Raw genomic sequence first — 23,117 nt, 5'->3', positions numbered from 1 at the left:
CCATCCGACCGGAGGCATTCATGTCCCGTCGTGCAGGGGTCTTCGTGACCCGCCGCCCACGGCTCGTCCTCTTCGCCGCGCTCGTGTTTCTCCTGCTGTCCGCCGTGTTCGGCGCAGAGGCGACCGGCCGGCTGAAGACGCAGGGGTACGACGATCCGCGATCGGAGTCGAGCCGCGCCGCCAGCGTGGCGGCCGAGCACCTGGGGGCGTCCCCCAACCTGGTCGTCGTCGCGCAGGCCGGCGCCGGTTCCGTCGACGGTCCGGCAGCCCGGAGCGCCGGCGAGGCCCTGACCGGACGCCTGCGCGCCGCACCGCACGTGAGCGCCGTGACCTCGTACTGGACCGGCAACGCGGCGGAGCTGCGCAGCCGGGACGGCCACGCGGCCATGCTCGTCGCGCACGTGGACGGCGAGGGCGAACAGCTCGGAACGCGGGTCAGGCAGCTGAGCAAGGAGCTGACCACCCCGACGGCTGCCACGACGCCCCTCAAGGTGCACGTGGGTGGACCGGCGCTCATCGACGCCGAGCTCCAGGACCTCTCGGAGTCCGACCTGAAGCGGGCCGAGTCTGTCGTGCTGCCGGGAACCCTGATCCTGCTGGTCCTGGTGTTCGGCAGTGTGGTGGCCGCGGCGCTGCCCCTGCTGATCGGGGTGCTGGCCATCGCCGGGACGCTGCTGGTCCTGAGCGTGCTCGGCGCCGTCACCGACGTGTCCGTGTTCGCGCTGAACCTCACCACCGCGCTCGGCCTGGGGCTGGGCATCGACTACGGACTGCTGATCGTCTCCCGGTTCCGCGAGGAGCTCGCCGACGGACACGGCTCGCGCAGCGCCGCCTTGCGGACCGTGCGCACCGCGGGCCACACGGTCCTCTTCAGTGCCGCCACGGTTTCCGCCGCGCTCGCGACGCTGCTGGTGTTCCCGCCGTACTTCCTGCGCTCCTTCGCGTATGCGGGCATCGCCGTGGTGGCGATCGCTGCGGTGAGCGCCGTCACGGTGCTGCCGGCCCTGCTCGCGCTGCTCGGGAAGCGGGTGAACGCCTGGGCCGTGCCGTGGCGACGCCGGGCCCACGCCGGCTCGGAGTCACGTTTCTGGCGCAGGCTGGCGCAGATCGTCGTACGCAGGCCGCTGATCGCGGCGCTGCCGGTGATCGGGCTGCTCGTGGTGCTCGCCGGGCCGTTCGCGCACGCCGGTTTCGCCACCCCTGACGAGCGGGCGCTGCCCGTGAGCTCGTCCAGCCGTCAGACCGGGGACCTGGTGCGCGGTGCGTTCGACATGAACGGCCCGAGCGCGCTCACGGTCGTCATGACGGGCAAGGCGTCCTCGCCGGCCCGGGAGGACTACGCCCGCCGGCTGTCCGCGCTCCCGCAGGTCGCCCGGGTCATGGGGCCCGAGGGCAGCTTCCGTCACGGCGAGAAGGCAGCGACCCCCGGCTCCGCCGGAACCGCGGCCAAGCCCGTCGGCGACGGCCCGGCCCGGATCTCCGTGGTGCCGCAGGCGGAACCGCAGTCGCGCGCCGCCCAGCAGCTCGTGCACGCCGTCCGCGCGACTCCCGCCCCGGCGGGCACCGACGTCCTCGTCGGCGGACCGAGCGCGGTCCTGGTCGACGCCAAGGCCACCGTGGGAGACCGGCTTCCGCTGGCCCTCTCCCTGATCACCCTCACCACGTTCGTTCTGCTGCTCGGCTTCACGCGCAGTCTGCTGCTGCCGCTGAAAGCCATCGCGCTGAACGCCCTGAGCCTCGCGGCCGTCCTCGGCGCGATGGTGTGGGTCTTCCAGACGGGCCATCTCCAGCACCTGCTCCACTTCACGCCCGGCCCCCTCAGCACGACCATGCCGGTGCTGCTGTTCTGCATCGTCTTCGGGCTCTCGGTGGACTACGAGGTGTTCGTCCTCGCCCGCATCAAGGAGGCGCACGAGGCCGGGCAGGACAACGCCGACTCGATCGTCACGGGCATAGCCCACACGGGCGGCATCGTCACGACCGCCGGCGCCCTCCTCGCGTTCACGCTCCTGAGCTTCGGCACCTCCCAGGTCTCGCTCCTGCAGTTCTTCGGAATCGGCGCAGGCCTCGGCGTCCTCCTCGACGCCACCCTCGTGCGGGGCGTCCTCGTACCGGCGCTCATGCGCCTGGCGGGAGGCCTGAACTGGTGGGCGCCGTGGCCGATCGGACGCAAGGTGCCGCATCCGGCGTCCGTTCCCCGCCCGCCCGGCAGGGGTGCCCCGCCGCCCTCGCGGCCTCACCTGCCCCCACCCCCTCGCACCGCCGACTCCCTCGGTGCAGAGCCCGTCCCCACCGCCTTGGTCGCCGTCCGCCCGGGGCACCACGCAAAGGAAGAAGACCCGTCATGACCGACATCGCCATCACCGGACTCGGCTGCCGCTACCCCGGCGCCCCCGACATCCACGCCTACTGGAAGCTCCTGCTGAGCGGGGAACGCCAGTTCTCCGCCGTCCCGGCGGAACGCTGGAACCACGGCACCTTCCACGACCCCGGCAACCCGTCGGCCCCCCACGCCGCGTACACCGACCAGGTCGCCTTCCTGGATGCCGTGGACCGTTTCGCCGCCCCGCACTACGGGGTGCCCCCCGCCCGCGCCCGGGCCATGGACCCGCAGCACCGGCTGATGCTCGACGTCACCCGTGAGGCCCTCGACGACGCGGGGCTGGGCCGTGGCGACTTCGACCGCGAGAACACCGGGGTCTTCCTCGGCATATCGGTGTCCGACTACAAGGACCTCATGGCGGCTCCCCTCCGGGTCATCGCCCTGGCCGACGAGTCGCCCGCGGCGGACCACCCCGGCGGCCTCGACGCCGCCAGGGAGGAGGCAGCACGGCTCGGCACCGTCCAGAGCTTCACGCTGCCCGGGAGCCTGCTCAACATGGCGGCGGGCACGGTCAGCCGGCAGTTCGACCTCGGCGGCCCCAGTTTCGCCGTCGACGCCGCCTGCTCGGGCTCACTGGTCGCCCTCGACCAGGCGATCGCCCACCTGGAGCGGGGCACCTGCCGCATCGCCGTCGTCGGCGGCGTGTACCTCAACCTCACCCCCGACAGCCTGGTCGGCTTCTCCAAGCTCCGCGCACTGTCCGCGACCGGGGTGTGCCGCCCGTTCGACGAGGCGGCCGACGGCTTCGTCCTCGGCGAAGGCGCCGGCGCCGTCGTCATACGGCCGCTCGCGGACGCCCTCGCCGACGGCGACCGCGTCTACGCGGTGATCAGGGGCATCGGCTCGGCCAACGACGGCGCGTCCCCCGGACCGCTGACCCCCACCCCCGAAGGCCAGCTGCGCGCCATGCACCGGGCCTACGACGACGCCGGGGTCGCCCCCTCGTCGGTGGGCTTCATCGAGGCCCACGGCACCGGCACCACCATCGGAGACCGTGCCGAGGTGGAGGCGCTGCGCCGGCTGCGGACCGAGTTCCCCGACGACGACCCCGCACTGAGCTACCTCGGGGCGGGCAAGGCCCTCATCGGGCACTCGCTGTCCGCGGCAGGCATCGCGGGGCTGATCAAGACGGCCCTGGTCGTCCACCACCGCACGATCGTGCCGCAGCCGGAGACCACTCCCCATCCGGACCTGGGCATCGCCTCGGCGGGCCTGCGCTTCGCCGACTCCGTACGGCCCTTTCGGGCCACGGGCACCCCGCGGCGTGCCGCAGTCAGCTCGTTCGGTTTCGGCGGCACGAACGTCCACGTGGTCCTGGAGGAGGCGCCCGCCCCTGCCGTCGACCGCCCCGCCGAACGGACCGAAGCCGACGGACCCCAGCTCGTCCTGCTCTCGGCCGGCAGCCCCGAGCTGCTGGACGAGCACATCGGCGACGTTCTCGACGCACTCGACACGGCGGACAGCCCGCCGGTGGCCGCCGTGGCCCACACCCTGGGTGCGCGCGAGCCGCTGACCGCCCGGCTCGCGATCGTCGCCGCCGACACGGACGAACTCGTCCGGCGGCTGCGCGAGGCCCGCCGACAGCTCGCCGACGGCGCCCGGGGCGACCTCGGTGACGGCGCCTTCGCCGCCGACGCCCCCCTGCCGCCCGCGCAGCGCCGCATCGCCTTCCTCTTCCCCGGGCAGGGCAGTCAGCGGCCGGGCATGATGCAGGACCTCTACGAGAGGTTCACCGGCTTCCGGGCAACCGTCGACGCCCTCGGCGCCGTGGCCCGGCGGAACATCGGCTTCGACCTCACCGATCTGCTGTACGGCGAGGCCTCGGCCGCGGGCGACGACCAGGAGCTCAGGCAGCGGCTCGCGGCCACCGACGTGTGCCAGCCGCTGCTCGGCACCGTCCAGATCGCCGCCACTCGCCTCCTCGCCGACTGCGGCCTCACGCCCGACCTCACCCTGGGCCACAGTGTCGGAGAGTTCGCCGCGGCCGCAGCGGCCGGAGCCCTCACCGACGAGGCAACCGTCCGGCTGCTGGGCCACCGGGGGGCAGCCCTCCGGCGGGCCGAGACCGGCTCCCGGGGCGGAATGCTCGCCGTGCAGGGCGACGAGGAGACCTGCCGCCGACTGATGGCCGGCATCGACGACGTCTGGCTCGCCTGCTTCAACCAGCCGCGGCAGCTCGTGGTCAGCGGCTCCCTGCGGGGGCTCGCCGTCCTGCGGCGCGCGTGTGCCGAGGCCGGGGTCGTCACGCTGCCCCTCGAGGTGTCGGGCGCCTTCCACTCGCCGCAGTTCGCCGCCGCCGACGAGGCCTTGGGCGCCTACCTCGCCGACCGGCCCCTCGGCAGCCCCGCCCTGCCGTTCGTGTCGTCCGTGGACGCTGCGGTCTGCGCCGACGCCGACCGGCTGCGCGAGCTGTGGTCCCGGCACGCGTCCGCGCCGGTCCGCTTCGGCGATGCCGTCCGGACCGCCTACGAGCAGGGGGCCCGCGTCTTCCTCCAGGTGACCGGCGGAAACTCGCTGCTCGCCTCGGTCCGCCGCAACCTCACCGGCCACGACGACGTCCACGCCGTCTGCGCCGCAGAGGCGGCGCCCGACGGCGGACGCGGGTTCGTCCGGGCCCTCGCCCGGCTCGCGGCCCTGGGCGCCCCGGTCGACCCGCGCGCGCTGGTTCCCGAGGAAGCCCGCCGTCTGCTGGACCTTCCGGTCGCGAGGCTCGACACCCAGTCCTACTGGGTGCGGAGCATGCGCACCGCACCGCAGGACACCCCCGCCACGACCCTCCCGCCCCACCCCGCACCGCCCCAGGAGAGCTCGATGAACGCCCCGACGAACGCCACGATGAACGACCCCGTGAACGACCCGGTGAACGAACTGCTCCAGCTGGTCCGGCAGCAGGTGACGCTGCTCGGCCGCCTCACCGAGCCGCTGCCCGTGCAGCACCCCGCCGCGCAGGTCACCGGTCCGGCCACGGCAGTTCCCGTACCCGCACCCGCACCCGTGCCCGCTGCCCCGGCCGTTCCCGGCCCGGCCGTTGCGGCCCCCGCCGACCCGCCCGCCGTTCGCGCGCCGGCCGACGAGGAGCCGTCGCCGATCCGCGGCATCGACGAGGTGACCGACGCCGTGCTCACGCACGTGGCCCGGATCAGTGCGTTCCCCGTGAGCAGTCTGCGGGGCGACCAGCTGCTGATCGACGATCTCGGCTTCGACTCGCTCATGCTGACCGATCTGTTCGCCTCCCTCCAGCGGCAGTGGCCGCAGTGGACGTCCGACGAGAGGGCTGCCGACCGGCCGACCGCCGGCAGGATCGCCGCGCTGATCGCGGACGGCTCCGCCGACGCCGCACCGGCTGCCGTCCCCGTACAGCGCACCGACCAGGACCACGAAGCCCCGCCCCCGCCGGCCGCCGACCTGCCCGCGGCCGCACCGGCCAACGCCCCGCTGCCCGAGGAACAGACGCGGATCGAGTGCTTCCCGGAGGTCGCCGCGCACGGTGAGCGTTTCGCTGCCCTCGTCCGGACGGGTCTGCCGAATCCGTACTTCGTCGTGCACGAGGGCGGCATCACGGACACGACCGTCGTCGACGGCCGGGAACTCGTCTCGTTCTCCAGCTACAACTACCTGGGCATGGCCACGCACCCCCAGGTGGCCGGGGCGGCCCAGGAGGCGATCGCACGCTGCGGCACGTCGGTGTCCGCCAGCCGGCTGCTGTCCGGGAGCCGTCCGCTCCATCTGGAGCTCGAGACGGAACTCGCCGACCTGCTCGGATGCGAAGCCGCCCTCACCCTGGCCAATGGGCACGCCACCAACGTGACCGTGATCGGACACCTCGTCGGCCCCGGGGACCTCGTCGTCCACGACTCCCTCGCCCACGACAGCATCCTGCAGGGCTGCAAGCTCTCCGGCGCGACCCGGCGGCCGTTCCCCCACAACGACGCAGCCGCGCTCGACGCGATCCTCGGCCAGGTCCGCCACGAGTTCCGGCGGGTCCTCGTCGTCGTCGAGGGCGTGTACAGCATGGACGGCGACATCGCCGACCTGCCCGCCCTCGTCGAGGTCAAGCGCCGGCACGGTGCGCTGCTGATGATCGACGAGGCGCACAGCATCGGGACGGTCGGCGCGACCGGGCGGGGCATCGGCGAGTACTGCGGCACCGACCGCACGGCCGTCGACCTGTGGTCGGGCACCCTGTCCAAGGCGCTGGCGAGCTGCGGCGGTTACGTCGCCGGGAGCCGCTCGGTCGTCGAGTACCTGCGCTACACCGTTCCGGGCTTCGTCTACAGCGCCGGCATGACCCCGGCCGACACCGCCGCGTCGCTGGCCGCGCTGCGACTGCTGCGCGCCGAGCCGCAGCGCGTGGCTCGCCTTGCGGAGAACGCAGCACTGTTCGTCCGCCTCGCGCGCGATGCGGGCATCGATGTCGGGGACAGTCGGGACACCCCGGTCGTCCCCTGCATCGTCGGGGACTCCCTGAAGACCCTGCGCCTCGCCGAGGCCCTGTTCCAGCAGGGCGTCAGCGTCAATCCCATCCTCTACCCGGCCGTACCCGAGGAGATGGCCCGGCTGCGCTTCTTCATCACCTGTGACCACACCTGCGACCAGATCCGTCACGCCGTGACCGCGCTGGAGCACGAGCTGCGGCACCTCGACCGGGCCATGGCCGCCTGATCCCGCCGCCATGGACACCACCTTCCCGGCGATCACGCCGGGCCACGTCCACCGATGGTGCGGAGCCGGCCTCGTCGTGGCCCACCGTTCCGGCCTGTGGCAGACGGCGCCCGTCTCACGGGTCCTCCCGCCGCACCTCTCGCCGGCCGAGCGGCGCGTGGTCCAAGCGCTGCCGGCGTGGCGGCAGACCGAATGGGTGGCCGGCCGTGTGCTCGCCAAGCACCTGGTCGGCGAAGCCGTCGGCGCGCCCGCGGACGACGTGGAGATCCTTCCGCGTGCCGACGGCAGTCCGTACGTCGTCGTGGGCGGCGATCCGCTGCCGGCCGTGAACGTCTCCATCAGCCACACCGCCCGGCACGTCGCCGCGGCCCTCGCGCCGGAACCGGTCGGAGTGGACCTGTGCGAGACGCAATCGGCGGCCGCGGTCCGCCGGGTCGGGGACCACGCCTTCTCCCCCGCGGAACTCTCCCTCATCGGCACGGACCGGCCTGATGTCCTGGCCGGCGCCTGGGCGCTCAAGGAAGCCGCAGTCAAGGCCGACCGCAGCGGCATCTTCGGTGACGCTCCGCGCCGCGTCCGGATCACCGGCCTGGCACCTCCCGTACTCAGCGGAGGGCGCCGCGCGATGCTGTGGCGGGCGGGAGACGCGGTCCTCGCCCTCGTCCTCGCGCACCCCGCCCCGTCACCGGGCGTCGCTGCGGCCCTCCCCTCGGGGCCGGCCGGCTGAGCGCCCCCCTTGGCAGCACTGCGTTGGTGCTCCTTGCCCTGCCGGATGATGCTTGTCAGTGGAGCGCCTGGCCGTGCAGGGGTTGCCGTGGGACAGCGGCAGAGGAACTAGCGAGGGCGAGATGAGCGGCGATGGAGCAACTTCCCAGCTTTCCTGGTGAGCGGCCGGAGGAAACGAACGCCTCCCTCGAGTCGGCCTACACGGCCACGGCCACCATCAGCGAGCAGGGCATCGTGACGGAGTGGAGTGACGATGCCCGTCGGCTGCTGGGCTACACGCCGTCCGAGATCGTGGGGGTGCCCGCCGCCGAACTCCTCGCCGACGGCCTCGCAGACGCTTCGGCGCGGCTCCCGGCCGGCCAGGAGCGGTGGAGCGGCACCGTGGCGCTGCGGCACCGGGACGGCCGGCGCTTGGAAGTGGGACTGCTCGCGCACCGCCTGGCGTCCACCGACGGGACCGCCCGGTGGCTCGTGGCGTCCGCCGTCACGAGGGAGCCCGGCCCGCCCTGGGGCGAACCGCTGCAGGAGTGGGCGTTCACCCAGTCCCCCTGCTTCCTGGCGATCTTCGATGCGGACCTGCGGCTGGTCCGGGCGAATGCCGGCATGGAGCGCACGCTCTCCCTCACGGAAGACGAGATGCGCGGGCTGCGGCTGCCGGAGATCGCGCCCGATCCCGTGAGCGACGAGACGGAGGGGAGGATGCGCCTGGTCCTGGAGACCGGTGAGGCGCAGTACGTGGATTCCTTCGTGCGTTCCCCGGGCGCGGGTACCCAGCACGGCTGGGCGACCTCGCTGGCCCCGTTGTGCGACCCGGACGGCCGGGTGCGCGCCGTGTCCTTGGCCGCGCACGAGAGGACGGCGGGCGAGGGTGACCGGCAGCGGATCCTCGTGCCGGACGTCGCGGACGCCCGCATCGGCACCGCGCAGGACACCGCCCACACCGCGCAGGAGGTGGCCGACGTCGCCGTCCCCCGGCTGGCCGATTTCGCGTTGGTCGACCTGCTGGACCCTCCGCCGCGCGGTGACGAGCCGTCCGCCGGCCCCGCCTCGGGGCCGGTCCCCGTGCGCCGTGCCGCTGTGCGGTCGGTCCTCGAGGGAAACCCGGAGTCCCAGGTCGCGGTCGGCGGGACGACCAGCTATCCGGCGCTGTCGCCGCCCGCCCAGTGTCTGGCCACGGGGCGCGGCGCCGTGTACGGGCCGACCGACCCGGCGCTCGCCCAATGGGTGGCCGAGGACGAGAGGGCCGCCGCGTGGATCAGCGAGTACGGGACCCACTCCGTGATGGTGGTGCCGCTGCAGGCGGGCGGGCTCACCCTCGGCGTGGCCGTCTTCGGCCGCCACCGGCGCAGTGAGCCGTTCCTGCCGGAGGACCTGCAGCTGGCCGAGGAGCTGGCGACCAGGGCGGCCGTCAGCATCCACGACGCGCACGGATCCTCGCGGGAGCACACCTCCACGATGACGCTGCAGCGCAGCCTGCTGCCGCACACGCTGCCCACCCAGGCCGCACTGGAGATCGCCTCCCGCTATCTGCCCGCGGGTACCGCGGCCGGCCTGGGCGGCGACTGGTTCGACGTGATCCAGCTGTCGGGTGCACGGGTGGCCCTGGTCGTGGGCGATGTCGTCGGCCACGGCATCCGCGCCGCCGCCACCATGGGCCGGCTGCGCACCGCGGTCCGCACCCTGGCCGACGTCGACCTGCCGCCCGACGAGCTGCTCACCCACCTCGACGACCTCATCATCCACCTGTCCGCCGACGAGGCCGACGGGGGCGGCGCCGGTGAAACCGCGGGGGGCATCGGCACCACCTGCCTGTACGTGGTCTACGACCCGGTCACCTGCCGGTGCACCGTCGCCCGGGCCGGCCACCCGCCGCCCGCCGTGGTCTCCCCGGAGGGCTCCGTGTACCTCCTCGACGTCCCGGCCGGCCCGCCTCTGGGCCTGGGAGGCCTGCCCTTCGAGACCGTCGAGGTCGAGCTCCCCGAGGGCAGCGTCCTCGCCCTGTACACCGACGGCCTGCTGCAAGCCCGCGAGCACGACATCGACGAGGCCCTGGACAGCATGTTCGCGGCGCTCACCCGTCCCGCCACCACGCTGGAGACGGTGTGCGACCGCGTACTGACGGCCATGCTGACCCACCGTCCCGATGACGACGTCGCCCTGCTCGTCGCCAGGACCCGGGCCCTGCATTCGGACAAGGTCGTCGTCTGGGACCTGAACCCCGACCCGGCCGTCGTCGCCCAGGCCCGTCGGAGCACCACCGACCAGCTGACGGCCTGGGGGCTCGAGGAGGCCTCCTTCGTCACCGAGCTCCTGGTCAGCGAGCTGGTCACCAATGCCATCCGCTACGGCGAACCGCCCATCCAGCTGCGGCTGATCCACGAGAACAGCACCCTGATCTGCGAGGTCTCCGACACGAGCAGTACGGCCCCGCACATGCGGCGGGCGCGGACTTTCGACGAGGGAGGGCGCGGCCTGCTGCTGGTCGCCCAGCTTGCCCAGCGCTGGGGCACCCGGCACGCCCCGATCGGCAAGACCATCTGGGCCGAGCAGTCCCTCCTGGGGTTCTGAGACCGCCGAGCACTGCTCCTGGCGGTGCGGCGCGTGCGCGAAGGTACGGGAAGAGGGCCCCTGTGACGCGCCTGTGACAGTCGACGGACACCGTCGTGAAGGTACCGGCGCAGGATTTTAAGCAGGACAAACCGGACATTCAGCTACATGTCCACCTGCTTCCGAGGGCGCGAGCAGAGATGACCGATCCGATCCGTCGGAAGGAAATCCCATGAGCCTCACCCTCACCGCCCCGCAGACCGAGACCGCCGCCCTGGCCCTCGCCCCGCGCGAGCAGGAGGCACTGGGCCACATCGCCGCCGGCCGCACCTACCTCCAGACGGCCCGCCACATGGGACTGTCCAAGCACACCGTCGACGCCTACCTCCGCCGCATCCGCGCCAAGCTGGGCATCAACAGCACCGCCGAGCTCACCCGACTGGCCATCTCCATGGGGCTCTGACCCCCGAGCACCACCCGCTCGTACGGAGCGAGCGCAGTGACCTAGAGAGCGCCTGACGGGCGCGCGAAGACCGGCCGGGCCCAGGCCGGAGGATCCGGTGTCCGCGCCGGGTCCTCCGGTCCGTGCCCGGCCGGTAGCGCTTCGGCCCGGGACGACGGACCGACCGGCCGGGGGGCGCCGGTCGCGGTGGCGACGCGCAGGGCCGCGACGAATTCCAGGCAGGAGTCGTAGCGGTCCTCGGGGATTTTCGCCAGGGCCTTGGCCAGGACTTCGTCGACGGCGGGCGGGACTTCCGGCCGCCGCTCGGTCACGGGAGGCGGGGGGTCGTACTGGTGCGCCCACAGCAGCGCCGCATCCTCGTCGCGCTCGAAGGGCGGCCCGCCCGCGAGGGCCTCGTACACGACGCAGGCGAGGCTGTAGAGATCGCACCTGCCGTCCAGTGGCCGGCCGGAGATCTGCTCCGGGGCCATGTAGCCGAGCGTGCCGAGGAACTCGCCCGTGGTGGTGATCCCAGTGGCCGACCGTGCGTTCTTCGTCAGTCCGAAGTCCGTGAGGTAGACGTGTTCGGGGTGCTCGCTGTCGGTGCCCGCGGCGATCAGGATGTTGCCGGGCTTGATGTCCCGGTGCACCAGATCGTGCTCGTGCGCCGCATCGAGGGCCGAGGCCACCTGGGCGGCGATGCGGACGGCGGTCGGCACGGGGAGGGGACCGTCCCGGTCCAGCATGGCCCGCAGGTCCAGGCCGGAGACGTAGCGCATGGCGAGGTACAGGACGCCGTCGGTCTCACCGGCCTCGAAGATCGGCACGATGTGCGGGTGGTCGATCGACGCCGCGACACGCGATTCCCGGGTGAACCGGCGCCGGAAGGTTTCGTCGCGGGCGCGTTCCGGGGCGATCAGCTTGAGCGCCACCATGCGGTCCAGATTCAGGTCCCTCGCGCAGTAGACGACGGCCATGCCGCCGCGGCCGATCATGCGCTCGACCCGGTACCCCGCGATCTGCTTCCCGATCAGGCCGGAGGGGCGGCCCGCGTAGAGGCTCAAGTCCGATGCCGTGCCCATCAGGCACCACCCTCACCCGGCCGACCTGGCGACGGCTCGCCGACGCGACGGGCCGCTCTTCCCTACCGGGAATTCTATCCAGCGATCCACAAGAGCGCCCGGCCTACCAAGATCGATTCCCGGCGTCAAGCCACGTTTTCGAGTGGCGTGACGCGTGTTCTCCCGTCGGGTTTATTTGAAGTACGCCCTCACCGGGGAACTCCCGGAGACGGTTTACCAGCCCTTTCTTATTCCGAATGGAGAATTCCATGTTCGAGCTTTTCACGACCCGTCGCATCGTTCTGGCCGGAGCTTCCCTGGCGCTGGTCGGTGGTGGCATCGCCCTCCCCGCGACCGCCATGGCCGCGCCCACCGCCGCCCCGCAGCAGGCCGTCACCCTCCTCCCCCAGGACAGCGCCGACGGAATCGGCACCGGCGGCGACGCCAACGCCGAGAACACCACCGTCGGCGGCGAGGCCACGGGCGGTAACGCGAGCACCGGCGTCGGCAACTGCAAGGGCAAGTGCGAGATCAAGACCGGCAACGCCACCGGTGGCGACGCCAGCGCCGACGCCATCAACACCGGCGACGCCACCGCCGTAGGCGGCGACGGCACCGGCACGGGCGGCCAGGTGAACAAGCAGGACATCAAGCTGCAGGTCAAGGAGAACCTGAAGCAGAAGCTCGGCAAGTGAGGGCAGGAAATCACCCCCGCACGACGGACGCCGGAGAGGCCAACAGCCTCTCCGGCGTCCGCATGTCACGTGGGGCTCGGGTAGACCCGGGACTGTTTCACGCTGCCGAATGCAAAGCTCGACTCGATCGACGCGATGCCGGGGATGGCGTGGATCCGGTGGCGGACCAGGGCCTCGTACGCCTCCAGGCTCTCGATGACCACGCGGAGCAGGTAGTCGCTGCTTCCGGCCATCAGGTAGCAGTCCTGGATGTGCTCGATGACCGCGACGTGCTCCTCGAAGACCCGGACGGCCTCCTTCGTGTGCCGGTCCAGGCGTATCCGGACGAAGACGGTGATCGGCAGGCCGAAGGCGACCTGGTCGACCATGGCCGTGTAACCGCGGATCAGGCCGGCCTCCTCCAGGCGCCGCACCCGGCGCAGGCAGGGCGACGGGGACAGCCGGACCCGGTCGGCGAGGTCCTGGTTGGACAGCCGTCCGTCGGCCTGCAACTCACGGATGATCTGCAGATCGACTGCGTCCATCACCCCTCCTTGGCAGATTCTGCCCCAAACGTATGTCCGGGAGGCAGAACTGGCAATCGGCTGCCCCGGCAAAAGATCTACCGTTGCTCCATGGCCGGATCCGGCCCCTGAGGCTGGAGGAGCCCCCTTGGTCACCACGAACGCCGGGCCCGCGACGGCGCCCCCATCGGCCCGCGCCACGGGCCGCTCCGGGCTCTCCCCGCAGGCGCAGGGCACCCTGGCCCTGGTCGTGACCGTGCTGATCTGGGCCGCCTTCGCGCTCAGCGCCCGGGCCCTGAGCACCTCCTCCCTGCTGCCCGCCGACGCGGCCCTGCTGCGCTTCGGCGTCCCGCTGCTCGTTCTGGCGCCCGCGCTGTGGCGGCGGCGCCGGCGGATCGCCGCCGTGCGCCCGGCCGCCGCGCTCAAGATCGCCTGCGGGGCGGGGGTGCCGTTCTTCCTGGCCGCGATGTACGGCGGCTCCCTGACCTCGGCGGCGTTCGTCGGCTCGATCGTCCCCGGGATGGTCCCGCTGTTCGTCTCCGCCCTCATGGTCGCCGGCGGCCGCGGCGCGCCGCGGGGCACGCAGGCGGCCGGCCTCGGGCTGATCGCGGTCGGCGTGGTCGCGCTGGTCTGGCGGTACGTGGTCCCGCTGGACACGCAGGTGCTGGCAGGCGCCGGCATCCTGCTCGTCGCCAGCGGGCTGTGGGCCCTGTACACCGTCGGGCTGAGGGAGGTGGACCTCGATCCCGTCGGATCGATCGGCCTGCTCTGCCTGCCCTCGTTCGCGGTGATGGCCCTGCTGGTGCTGACCGGGGTGCTGCCGACCGGCCTGGCCTCGGCGACCGGAAGCGACATCACTCTGTTCCTGGTGGTGCAGGGGCTGGGCGTCGGCCTGTGCGCCGGCCTGCTGTACGCCTTCGCCATCCGCAGCCTCGGCGCGGAGCGCAGCTCCACCGTGGGCAGCCTCAGCCCGGTCGCCGTGGTCCTGCTCGCCATTCCCCTGCTCGACGAGTCGCCGACCGTGGCCGTGCTCATCGGCGTCCCGCTCATCACCGCGGGCGTCGCCCTCGCCAACCGGCGCCCCCGTACCCGTACCCGCCCCCAGCCCGAGGTTCCCGTCCATGCTTGAGCTCCTCCTGCCGCCGCCCGTCGACCCGCTGTGGGACCTGACCGAGGCGTACGGCGCCGACGCGCGGCCCGAGCGCCTGAACCTCGTCCTCGGCGTCTACCGCGACCAGACGGGCGGCACCCCGGTCATGGCGGCCGTCCGCGAGGCCGAGATACGCCTGGCGGAGCACTCCGCGTCCAAGGAGTACCGGGGGCTCTCCGGCAACGCCGGCTTCAACCGGGCGATGCTGTCGCTGGTCCTGGGCCCGGGCGGGGCGGCCGAGCGGGCCGTGGCCGTCCAGACGGTCGCGGGCAGCGGCGCGCTGCGCCTGCTGGCCGACCTGATCTGCCGCACCCGGCCGGGCACGACGGTCTGGATCAGCGACCCCGCGTACGTCAACCACCGGCCCATCCTCGAGGCCGCCGGGCTGACCGTGCGGACGTACGGCTGGGTCGACGCCGAGGGCCGCTTCGACACGGCGGGCATGCTGCGGGACCTCGGGGAGGCGCGGCGCGACGACGTGGTCCTGCTCCAGGGCTGCTGCCACAACCCCACCGGGGTCGACCCGTCCGCGCAGGACTGGGAAGCCGTGGCCGGGCTGGCCGCGCGGGCCGGCTGGGTGCCGTTCGTGGACCTCGCGTACCACGGGCTCGGCGACGGACTGGAGGCCGATCTGGCCGCCACGCGACTGCTCGCGGAGCGGGTTCCGGAGATGCTGGTCGCCATCAGCTGCTCGAAGAACTTCGGCCTCTACAGCGACAGGACCGGTTGCGCCGTCGTGCTCGGGACATCGCACCAGTCGCTGCGGCACGTGGAGACGGCGCTGCAGAACGCAGCGCGCACCCTCTACTCGATGCCCCCGGAGCACGGCGCCGCGGTGGTGACGGCGATCCTCGAGGACGAGGGGCTGCGGGCCCTGTGGCGTGCGGAGCTGGACGGGATGCGGACCCGGATCGAGGACAACCGGAAGGGTCTGACCTCCGAGCTGACCGCGCTGGGCTGGGACGCGCAGGCCGATGTGCTGGCGAGGCAGAAGGGGATGTTCTCGATGCTGCCGCTCACACCGCGCCAGATGCTGCGGCTGCGCAGCGGGTTCGCGATCTACGGGACGACCGCGGGGCGGATCAACATCGCGGGGATCCCGGCCCACCGGATCTCCTGTCTCGCGCAGGGGATCGCGGCGGTCCTCGGCGAGGGCGCCGAGTAGCGCCCGCGCATCGTGGCGGGCGCCGGGGTTCCGGCGCCCGCGCACGGCTGCCACCACGACGGTCGTCCCGGCGGGCTGCGCCGTCCCCGGTCCTCCCCAGGGCACCTCGCACCCACACCTGACATTCGATCAGGTCATCCGTCCCGGACCCTTGACTCTGTTACCGCCGGTAGCCATTCTCGTCACACTGCTGCGCGGGACATGACAATCAGCCGGCTCTCTCCGACGGTCTGCGTCCTCGACCGCGCCATCCGCCTCCCGATGACGTGAGTGATGACCATGACCCGAGCCCCCCGCACCAGGCGCAGGCCCCTCGCGCTGCTCGCCCTGCTCTTCGCCATGGTGGCCATGGCCCTCGGCCCGGCGCCCGGCGCCGCCGCCGAGGGCGAGCCCGGCTGGTGGAACCCCACCGCGCGGCCCGCGCCCGACTCCCAGATCAACGTGACGGGCGAGCCCTTCAAGGGCACCGACGCGCAGGGACAGGTACGGGGCTTCGTCGACGCCCACGACCACATCATGTCCAACGAGGGCTTCGGCGGCCGGCTCATCTGCGGCAAGGCGTTCTCCGACCTCGGGGTCGCCGACGCGCTCAAGGACTGCCCGGAGCACTACCCCGACGGCACCCTGGCGGTGTTCGACTTCATCACCAAGGGCGGGGACGGCAAGCACGACCCCAACGGCTGGCCGACGTTCAAGGACTGGCCCGCCCACGACTCGCTCACCCACCAGCAGAACTACTACGCCTGGATCGAGCGCGCCTGGCGCGGCGGCCAGCGCGTACTCGTCAACGACCTCGTCACCAACGGCGTGATCTGCTCGGTCTACTTCTTCAAGGACCGCAGCTGTGACGAGATGACCGCCATCCGCCTCGAGGCGCAGAAGACGTACGACATGCAGGCCTACATCGACAAGATGTACGGCGGCCCGGGCAAGGGCTGGTTCCGCATCGTCACGGACTCCGCGCAGGCCCGCGACGTCATCAAGCAGGGCAAGCTGGCCGTGGTGCTGGGCGTGGAGACCTCCGAGCCCTTCGGCTGCAAGCAGATCCTGGACATCTCCCAGTGCAGCAAGGCGGACATCGACCGCGGGCTCGACGAGCTGCACCGGATCGGCGTCCGCAGCATGTTCCTCTGCCACAAGTTCGACAACGCCCTGTGCGGGGTCCGCTTCGACGGGGGCGCCCTGGGCACGGCGATCAACGTGGGGCAGTTCCTGTCGACCGGCACCTTCTGGAAGACCGAGCAGTGCACCGGCCCGCAGCACGACAACCCGATCGGCCTGGCCCCCGCGCCTTCGGCGCAGAAGGAGCTGCCGGCGGGCGTGTCGGTCCCCTCGTACGCGGCCGACGCACAGTGCAACACCCGTGGTCTCACCGACCTCGGCGAGTACGCCGTGCGCGGCATGATGAAGCGCAAGATGATGCTCGAAGTCGACCACATGAGCGTCAAGGCCGCGGGCCGGGCCTTCGACATCCTCGAGTCCGAGTCCTACCCGGGCGTGATCTCCTCGCACAGCTGGATGGACCTGGGCTGGACCGAGCGCCTCTACAAGCTCGGCGGGTTCGCCGCCCAGTACATGAACGGCTCCGAGGGGTTCAGCGCCGAGGCCGCGCGTACGAAGGCACTGCGCGACAAGTACCGCGTCGGCTACGGGTACGGCACCGACATGAACGGGGTCGGCGGCTGGCCGGGCCCGCGCGGCGCCGACACCCCGAACCCGGTGAAGTACCCCTTCCGCAGCACCGACGGCGGCTCCGTCATCGACAAGCAGACCGCCGGGCAGCGCACCTGGGACCTGAACACCGACGGCGCCGCGCACTACGGCCTCGTCCCCGACTGGATCGAGGACATCCGGCTCGTCGGCGGCCAGGGGGTCGTGGACGACCTCTTCAAGGGCGCCGAGTCCTACCTGCGCACCTGGGGGGCGTCCGAGCAGCACAAGGCCGGGGTGAACCTCGCCGCGGGCGCGCCCTCCTCGGCCAGCTCCGCCGAGTGGAACCCGTTCGTCAGCTACGCGCCCGGCCGGGCCGTGGACGGCAATACGAGCACCCGCTGGGCGAGCGACTGGAACGACGACCAGTGGCTCCGGATCGACCTCGGGTCCCCCGGCCTCGTCAAGCGCGTCACCCTCGACTGGGAGCGCGCGTACGGGAAGTCGTACCGGATCGAGGTCTCCACGGACGACGTGAACTGGCAGACGGTGTGGTCCACGGCCTCCGGTGACGGCGGCCTGGACACGGCGCAGTTCGCCGGCGTTTCCGCCCGCTACGTCCGCGTCCACGGGACGGGGCGCGGTACGCAGTGGGGGTACTCCCTGCACGAGGTCGGCGTCTACAGCAGCTGACGGCGCGCCGGGGCGGCGGCCGGGGCCGGTCGGATCGGATCCTGCGATCCGGCCGGCCCCGGCCGTCCGCCGCAGTACGCGAACGAAGGGAACAGAATCCGCATGGCACGGATGCCGTTGGCGCAGCGGCGCCGGCAGCTGACCGAGGCCGCGATCCGCGCGATGACCCGCGACGGCGTCCCCAGGACGACGACCCGCTCCATCGCCGCCGAGGCGGGCGTGTCGCTGAGCGTCTTCCACTACTGCTTCGACTCCAAGCAGGCGCTGCTCGAATCCGTCATCGAGACGATCACCGAGCACTACCTGACGGTGGTGAAGGAGGCCATCCGGCCCCGCACCACCCTCCGGGAGACCGTCCGGGCCGGCTTCCAGGCGTACTGGGACCACGTCTGCGCCCATCCCGCCGAGCACATGCTGACGTACGAGCTCACGCAGTACGCCCTGCGCGAGCCGGGGTTCGAGCATCTGGCCCGGCGCCAGTACGAGCTGTACTGCGCGACGTACGCCGAGCTCATCGAGCAGGTCCGGCTCGGCATGGAGTTCGAACTCCGCGTCCCCGTCCCCGTACTGGCCCGCTATCTGGCGGCGATGACGGACGGGCTGACCCTGAACTTCCTCGTGCTCGGCGACGCCGCCGCGGCGGCGGAGATCCTCGACATGGTCACCGACCACGTCGCGGGACTGGTCCACGCCGAGCGGCTCCGCCCGCACGCCGCCGGCGCCCCCGTCTGAGGGCACCGGCCGCAACGGGCCCCGACCCTCACCCGAGGACCGGGTGGGACTCCGGGTGGGCGTTCCACCAGGTGCGGTGGAAGGGGTTGTTGTCCACGTTGGCCAGGTACGCGCCGGCCGCCGCGCGGTAGAGGGTGTCCGCCTGTCCGGCGGAGACCGACGAGCGGTTCCATGCGAGGCGGATGCGGCCCGTGATCGGGGTGCCGAGCAACGGGCGCATCACGGTGCCCTCCACCGCGGGGGCCGTGGGCTGGGTGAGGGAGATGGCCCGGCCCGCCGCCACCAGGTCGTGGCGCATCTTGCGGTCGGTGATCCGGTAGCGCAGGGACGGGACGAAGCCGGCCTTCGCGCAGGCCTCGACCAGGGCTTCGGGGCCGCCGTCGTCGTCCTCCACCAGGGTCATCCACTGCTCGTCGGCCAGTTCGGCGAGGTCCAGGACCTCGCGCCCCGCCAGGGGGTGCCGGGTCGACATCCGGATGCAGAACGGCTCCTTGGGCACCAGGGTCCGGGCCAGGACCCCCTGGGGCAGCGCGACCTCGTGGTCGTTCACCTCGCCGTAGACGATGACGTCGTACCGGCCCGCGCCGAGCATCCGTACGAGCGCGGTCACCGAGTGCTCCACGTCCACGGTGATCTCCCGCCCGGACAGGGTCAGGTCCGTCCGCGTGAGCAGGCCGTCGATCAGGACGAGCAGGATGCAGCCGAGCCGCAGCGGGGCGTCGGTCGCCATGGCGCGGGTCTCGGCACCGAGGGTTTCCATCTCGGTGAGCACGCGGCGCGCCTTGGCCAGGACGAACTGGCCCAGCGGAGTGGGTTCCACGCCGTGCCTACCGCGAACGAAGAGCTCGCCGCCCGTGACCCGTTCGATCCTGCGCAACTGCGCGGAGAGCGCGGGCTGGGAGACCCCCAGCCGGCGGGCCGCGCCGCCCAGACTGCCGGACTCCGCTATCTGGCACACGGCTTGCAGATGCCTCAACTCCAGCTGCATTCCGGCAGCTTACGCAGCGTGACCCCACGGCACCATAACGCGGGTCTTATGCGCGCAGAGATGTCCCAATCTCGCCATGTCCACGCCCATACTCGGCGCCAACACCCAGCCGCACCCCCCACACGATCGGAGTGGACTCTTGCAGCCCACCAGATGGATGGCTTCCGTGGCGGCCATGGCGCTGACCGCGAGCCTCGCCGGCACGCTGGCCACCGCAGCATCGGCCTCGGCACAGGCCCAGTCCGCACCCTCCCCGCAGGCCAAGTCCGCCGAGCGCGCGGTCGCCGCCGCCGACGCGGCGGTCCGCAGCGGTCTCGACACCCTGGTCAACTCACCCCAGCAGCAGTACGAACGGCGCCTGGTCACCCCCTGGGTACAGGACCTGTACTCCGTCTCCTACGAGCGCAGCTACCGCGGCCTGCCGGTCGTCGGCGGCGACGCGGTCGTCCTCGCCGACGGCGAAGGGCACGTCCGCGCCCTCCAGTCGGCCACCTCCACCGTGATCGACGTGGCGACCACCCCCTCCGTCACCGCGAAGTCGGCCGAGGCCACCTCGCGCGCCGAGCTGGCGAAGGTCGACAAGGTGCAGGGCAGCCGGCTCGTCGTCAAGATCAAGGACGACAAGCCGGTCCTGGCCTGGGAGACCGTCCTCTCCGGCAACACCAGGACCGCGCCCAGCAAACTGCACGTCTTCGTCGACGCCCGCACCGGCAAGGTCGTCGACCGCCACGACGAGGTCGTGGCCGGCAGCGGCACCAGCAAGTGGAACGGTCCGAACCCGCTCACCATCTCCACCACCGCCTCGGGCGGCTCGTACTCGCTGCGCGACCCGAACCGGCCCGGGTTGAGCTGCGCGGACTACAGCACCGGCACCGTGTTCACGAAGTCCTCGGACTCCTGGGGCACGGGCAACGCGACGTCCAAGGAAACCGGCTGTACGGACCTCATGTTCGCCGCCCAGAAGCAGTGGGACATGCTGAGCCAGTGGCTGGGCCGCAACGGCGTCAACGGCAACGGCAGCAGCTTCCCGGGCAAGGTGGGCCTGAGCGACCTCAACGCCTACTGGGACGGCAGCTCGGTCACCATCGGGCGCAACAGCGCCAACGAGTGGATCGCCGGGATCGACGTGGTGGGCCACGAGTACGGGCACGCCATCGACTCCAACACCCCCGGCGGCACCAGCGGCCAGGAGTCCGGGCTCGGCGAGGCCACCGGCGACATCTTCGGCGCGCTGACCGAGGCGTACGCCAACGAGCCGGCCCCGTACGACACTCCGGACTACACCGTCGGCGAGATGATCAACCTCCAGGGCAACGGGCCGATCCGGAACATGTACAACCCGCCGGCCGTCAACAACGACCCGGCCTGCTACAGCTCCGCGATACCCGGCACCGAGGTGCACAAGGCCGCGGGTCCGCTGAACCACTGGTTCTACCTGCTGGCCGAGGGCAGCAGCCCGGGCGGCGGCAAGCCGAACAGCCCCACCTGCAACCAGTCCACGGTCACCGGCGTGGGCGTGCAGAACGCCGGTAAGATCTTCTACGGCGGCATGCTCCTCAAGACCAGCAGCATGTCCTACAAGAAGTACCGGACGGCGACCCTCAGCTCCGCCAAGTCGCTCGACCCGACGACCTGCAACCTGTTCACCAGGACCAAGGCCGCCTGGGACGCGATCAGCGTGCCCGCCCAGTCCGGCGACCCGACCTGTACCCCGAGCGGCCAGAACGACGACTTCTCGATGGCGCTGAACCCGGCGTCGGGCACCGTCCAGCAGGGCGCCTCGGTCACCACCACCGTGACCACCAACACCACCACCGGACAGGCGCAGCAGGTGACCCTCACGGCCACCGGACTGCCGTCCGGAGTGACCGCGTCCTTCAACCCGGCCACCGTGCAGTCCGGCCAGTCCTCGACGCTGACCCTCTCCGCCACGTCCAACGCGGCGCCGGGGGCCTCCACCGTCACGGTCAAGGGCCAGGGACCGAGCCTCGCGCACACCGTCGACTACGCCCTCAACGTCGGCAGCACCCAGCCCGGGACCGACCCGCCGAACATCAACGTGGCCAACGTCCAGGCCCACCTCACCCAGCTGAACACCATCGCCTCGCAGAACGGCGGCAACCGCCGGGCCGGCAGCGCCGGTTACACCCAGTCCGTGGCGTACATCAAGGGCAAGCTGCAGGCGGCCGGCTTCACCGTCACCGAGCAGAACTGCACCTCCTGCACCTACCCGTCCAACAACCTGATCGCGGACTGGCCCGGCGGACCGGCCGACCAGACCGTCATGTTCGGCTCCCACCTCGACAGCGTCTCGGCGGGCCCGGGCATCAACGACAACGGATCGGGCTCGGCGACCCTGCTGGAGAACGCGCTCGTCCTCGCGCAGAAGAACCCGACCATGACCAAGCACGTGCGGTTCGCCTGGTGGACCGACGAGGAGCAGGGCCTGAACGGCTCGGAGTTCTACGTGGGCCGGCTCAGCAGCGCCGAGAAGGCAGCCATCAAGGGCTACTACAACTTCGACATGGTCGGCTCGCCCAACGGCGGCTACTTCATCAACAACGTCAACTCCACGACCGCAGCACCGCTGAAGGCGTACTGGACCTCGCTCAACCTCGCCCCCGAGGAGAACACCGAGGGCCAGGGCCGCAGTGACGACTACTCCTTCCAGCAGGGCGGCATCCCCACCTCCGGCTACGCGGCCGGGGCCAGCGCCCGCAAGACCTCGGCGCAGGCCTCGAAGTGGGGCGGCACCGCGAACGCGGCGTACGACTCCTGCTACCACAGCTCCTGCGACACGACCGGCAACATCAACGCGACGGTGCTGGACCGCAGCGCCGACGGAGTCGCCTACGCGATCTGGAAGCAGGCCGTCGGCGGCGACACCCCGGCGCAGGACTTCTCGATCAGCACCTCCCCGGCCGCCGGCTCCGCCGACCCGGGCACCAGCGTCACCTCCACGGTGAACACCGCCACCGTCAGCGGCAGCCCCCAGACGCTCGCCCTGTCGGTCTCCGGCGCCCCGTCCGGCGTGACGGCGACGCTCAGCCCGACGTCCGTGCAGTCCGGCAGCTCCTCCACGCTCACCGTCCAGATCGGTGCGGGCACGGCGCAGGGCACCTACACCCTGACCGTCACCGGTACGGGCACGGTCGCCCACAGCACCACCTACACCCTGACCGTCGGCGGCGGGGGTACGTGCACCCCGAAGCAGGTCGTGGTCAACGGCGGCTTCGAGAGCGGCAGCAGCCCGTGGACCGCCACGGCCGGCGTCATCACCAACCAGTCCGGCCAGGTCTCGCACAGCGGCTCGTACATGGCGTGGCTGACCGGCTACGGCACCTCCCACACGGACAGCGCCTCCCAGTCGCTGTCCCTGCCCGCCGGCTGCGCCACGGCGCGGCTCGCGTTCTACCTGCACATCGACACCGACGAGGACGAGAACGTGGCCTACGACCGGTTCACCGTCTCGGTGGGCGGCCAGACCCTGGAGACCCTGTCCAACCTGGACGCGGCCCCGGGCTACGTGCTCAAGAGCTACGACGTGTCCCGGTTCGCCGGCCAGACCGTCACCCTGAAGTTCCAGGGCGTGGAGGACCAGTCCCTCCAGACCTCCTTCGTCGTGGACGACGTCACCCTCCAGGCGAGCTGACGCCCGCCTGATCCCCTCCCGAGCGGCATGTTCCCCGGCTTCACGGCCGGGGGCGTGCCGCTCGGCCG

Annotated in this window: 14 protein-coding genes; 11 read left to right on the top strand and 3 right to left on the bottom strand. The window is 72.0% G+C overall.

Annotated elements, in window-relative coordinates; translation table 11 throughout:
* Nucleotides 1-20: 20 nt before the first annotated feature.
* From AB5J51_RS32920 to AB5J51_RS32900, 5 genes are all read left to right on the top strand, one after another.
* Nucleotides 21-2,348: an efflux RND transporter permease subunit gene (locus tag AB5J51_RS32920; RefSeq protein WP_369779275.1), complete on the top strand. Its 2,328-nt coding sequence runs from the start codon at nt 21-23 to the stop codon at nt 2,346-2,348.
* Nucleotides 2,345-7,045, top strand: a complete 4,701-nt coding sequence (locus AB5J51_RS32915; RefSeq protein ID WP_369779274.1) for a type I polyketide synthase — start codon at nt 2,345-2,347, stop codon at nt 7,043-7,045. The genes AB5J51_RS32920 and AB5J51_RS32915 overlap by 4 nt, the downstream gene beginning before the upstream one ends.
* Nucleotides 7,046-7,055: 10 nt before the next feature.
* The gene (locus tag AB5J51_RS32910) at nt 7,056-7,772 is read left to right on the top strand and encodes a 4'-phosphopantetheinyl transferase superfamily protein (protein ID WP_369779273.1); all 717 of its coding nucleotides are present in this window, start codon (nt 7,056-7,058) and stop codon (nt 7,770-7,772) included.
* Nucleotides 7,773-7,903: 131 nt separating this feature from the next.
* Nucleotides 7,904-10,339, top strand: a complete 2,436-nt coding sequence (locus tag AB5J51_RS32905) for a SpoIIE family protein phosphatase (protein WP_136222409.1) — start codon at nt 7,904-7,906, stop codon at nt 10,337-10,339.
* A gap of 211 nt (nt 10,340-10,550) precedes the next feature.
* On the top strand, nt 10,551-10,781 hold the full coding sequence (locus AB5J51_RS32900; RefSeq protein WP_053786583.1) for a response regulator transcription factor: 231 nt from the start codon (nt 10,551-10,553) through the stop codon (nt 10,779-10,781).
* Nucleotides 10,782-10,822: 41 nt separating this feature from the next.
* Here AB5J51_RS32900 and AB5J51_RS32895 read toward each other — a convergent pair whose 3' ends face one another.
* Entirely contained in the window at nt 10,823-11,842 is a 1,020-nt protein-coding gene (locus tag AB5J51_RS32895; protein WP_136222411.1) for a serine/threonine-protein kinase, read from the bottom strand.
* A 248-nt stretch (nt 11,843-12,090) separates the two neighbouring features.
* Here AB5J51_RS32895 and AB5J51_RS32890 point away from each other — a divergent pair, with 248 nt between their 5' ends.
* Nucleotides 12,091-12,516, top strand: coding sequence for a hypothetical protein (locus AB5J51_RS32890; protein WP_136222413.1), 426 nt, complete (start codon nt 12,091-12,093; stop codon nt 12,514-12,516).
* Between the two features lie 65 nt (nt 12,517-12,581).
* Here the strand turns inward: AB5J51_RS32890 and AB5J51_RS32885 are convergent, their stop codons facing one another.
* Complete coding sequence (locus tag AB5J51_RS32885) at nt 12,582-13,040, bottom strand: Lrp/AsnC family transcriptional regulator (protein WP_030300086.1); 459 nt, start codon at nt 13,038-13,040, stop codon at nt 12,582-12,584.
* Between the two features lie 127 nt (nt 13,041-13,167).
* Between AB5J51_RS32885 and AB5J51_RS32880 the strand changes: the two genes are divergently transcribed.
* The 4 genes from AB5J51_RS32880 (at nt 13,168) to AB5J51_RS32865 (ending at nt 18,409) form a co-directional block, all read left to right on the top strand.
* On the top strand, nt 13,168-14,148 hold the full coding sequence (locus AB5J51_RS32880) for an EamA family transporter (protein WP_369779272.1): 981 nt from the start codon (nt 13,168-13,170) through the stop codon (nt 14,146-14,148).
* The gene (locus AB5J51_RS32875; RefSeq protein WP_133898693.1) at nt 14,141-15,334 is read left to right on the top strand and encodes an aromatic amino acid transaminase; all 1,194 of its coding nucleotides are present in this window, start codon (nt 14,141-14,143) and stop codon (nt 15,332-15,334) included. Before AB5J51_RS32880 ends, AB5J51_RS32875 begins: the two co-directional genes overlap by 8 nt.
* 339 nt (nt 15,335-15,673) lie before the next feature.
* Nucleotides 15,674-17,677 carry a discoidin domain-containing protein gene (locus AB5J51_RS32870; protein WP_369780350.1) on the top strand — a complete coding sequence of 668 codons (2,004 nt, stop codon included), beginning with the start codon at nt 15,674-15,676 and terminating at the stop codon, nt 17,675-17,677.
* A gap of 102 nt (nt 17,678-17,779) precedes the next feature.
* On the top strand, nt 17,780-18,409 hold the full coding sequence (locus AB5J51_RS32865) for a TetR/AcrR family transcriptional regulator (RefSeq protein ID WP_053790185.1): 630 nt from the start codon (nt 17,780-17,782) through the stop codon (nt 18,407-18,409).
* Nucleotides 18,410-18,437: 28 nt separating this feature from the next.
* Here the strand turns inward: AB5J51_RS32865 and AB5J51_RS32860 are convergent, their stop codons facing one another.
* Nucleotides 18,438-19,397, bottom strand: a complete 960-nt coding sequence (locus AB5J51_RS32860; protein ID WP_053790186.1) for a LysR family transcriptional regulator — start codon at nt 19,395-19,397, stop codon at nt 18,438-18,440.
* A gap of 157 nt (nt 19,398-19,554) precedes the next feature.
* Between AB5J51_RS32860 and AB5J51_RS32855 the strand changes: the two genes are divergently transcribed.
* The gene (locus tag AB5J51_RS32855) at nt 19,555-23,049 is read left to right on the top strand and encodes a M28 family peptidase (RefSeq protein WP_369780349.1); all 3,495 of its coding nucleotides are present in this window, start codon (nt 19,555-19,557) and stop codon (nt 23,047-23,049) included.
* Nucleotides 23,050-23,117: the final 68 nt, after the last annotated feature.

This window comes from Streptomyces sp. R33 (genome assembly GCF_041200175.1).
Classification (GTDB): Bacteria; Actinomycetota; Actinomycetes; order Streptomycetales; family Streptomycetaceae; genus Streptomyces; species Streptomyces katrae_B.
Note: the sequence above shows the minus strand (reverse complement) of the source record. Positions and strands in the feature narration are given on the sequence as shown.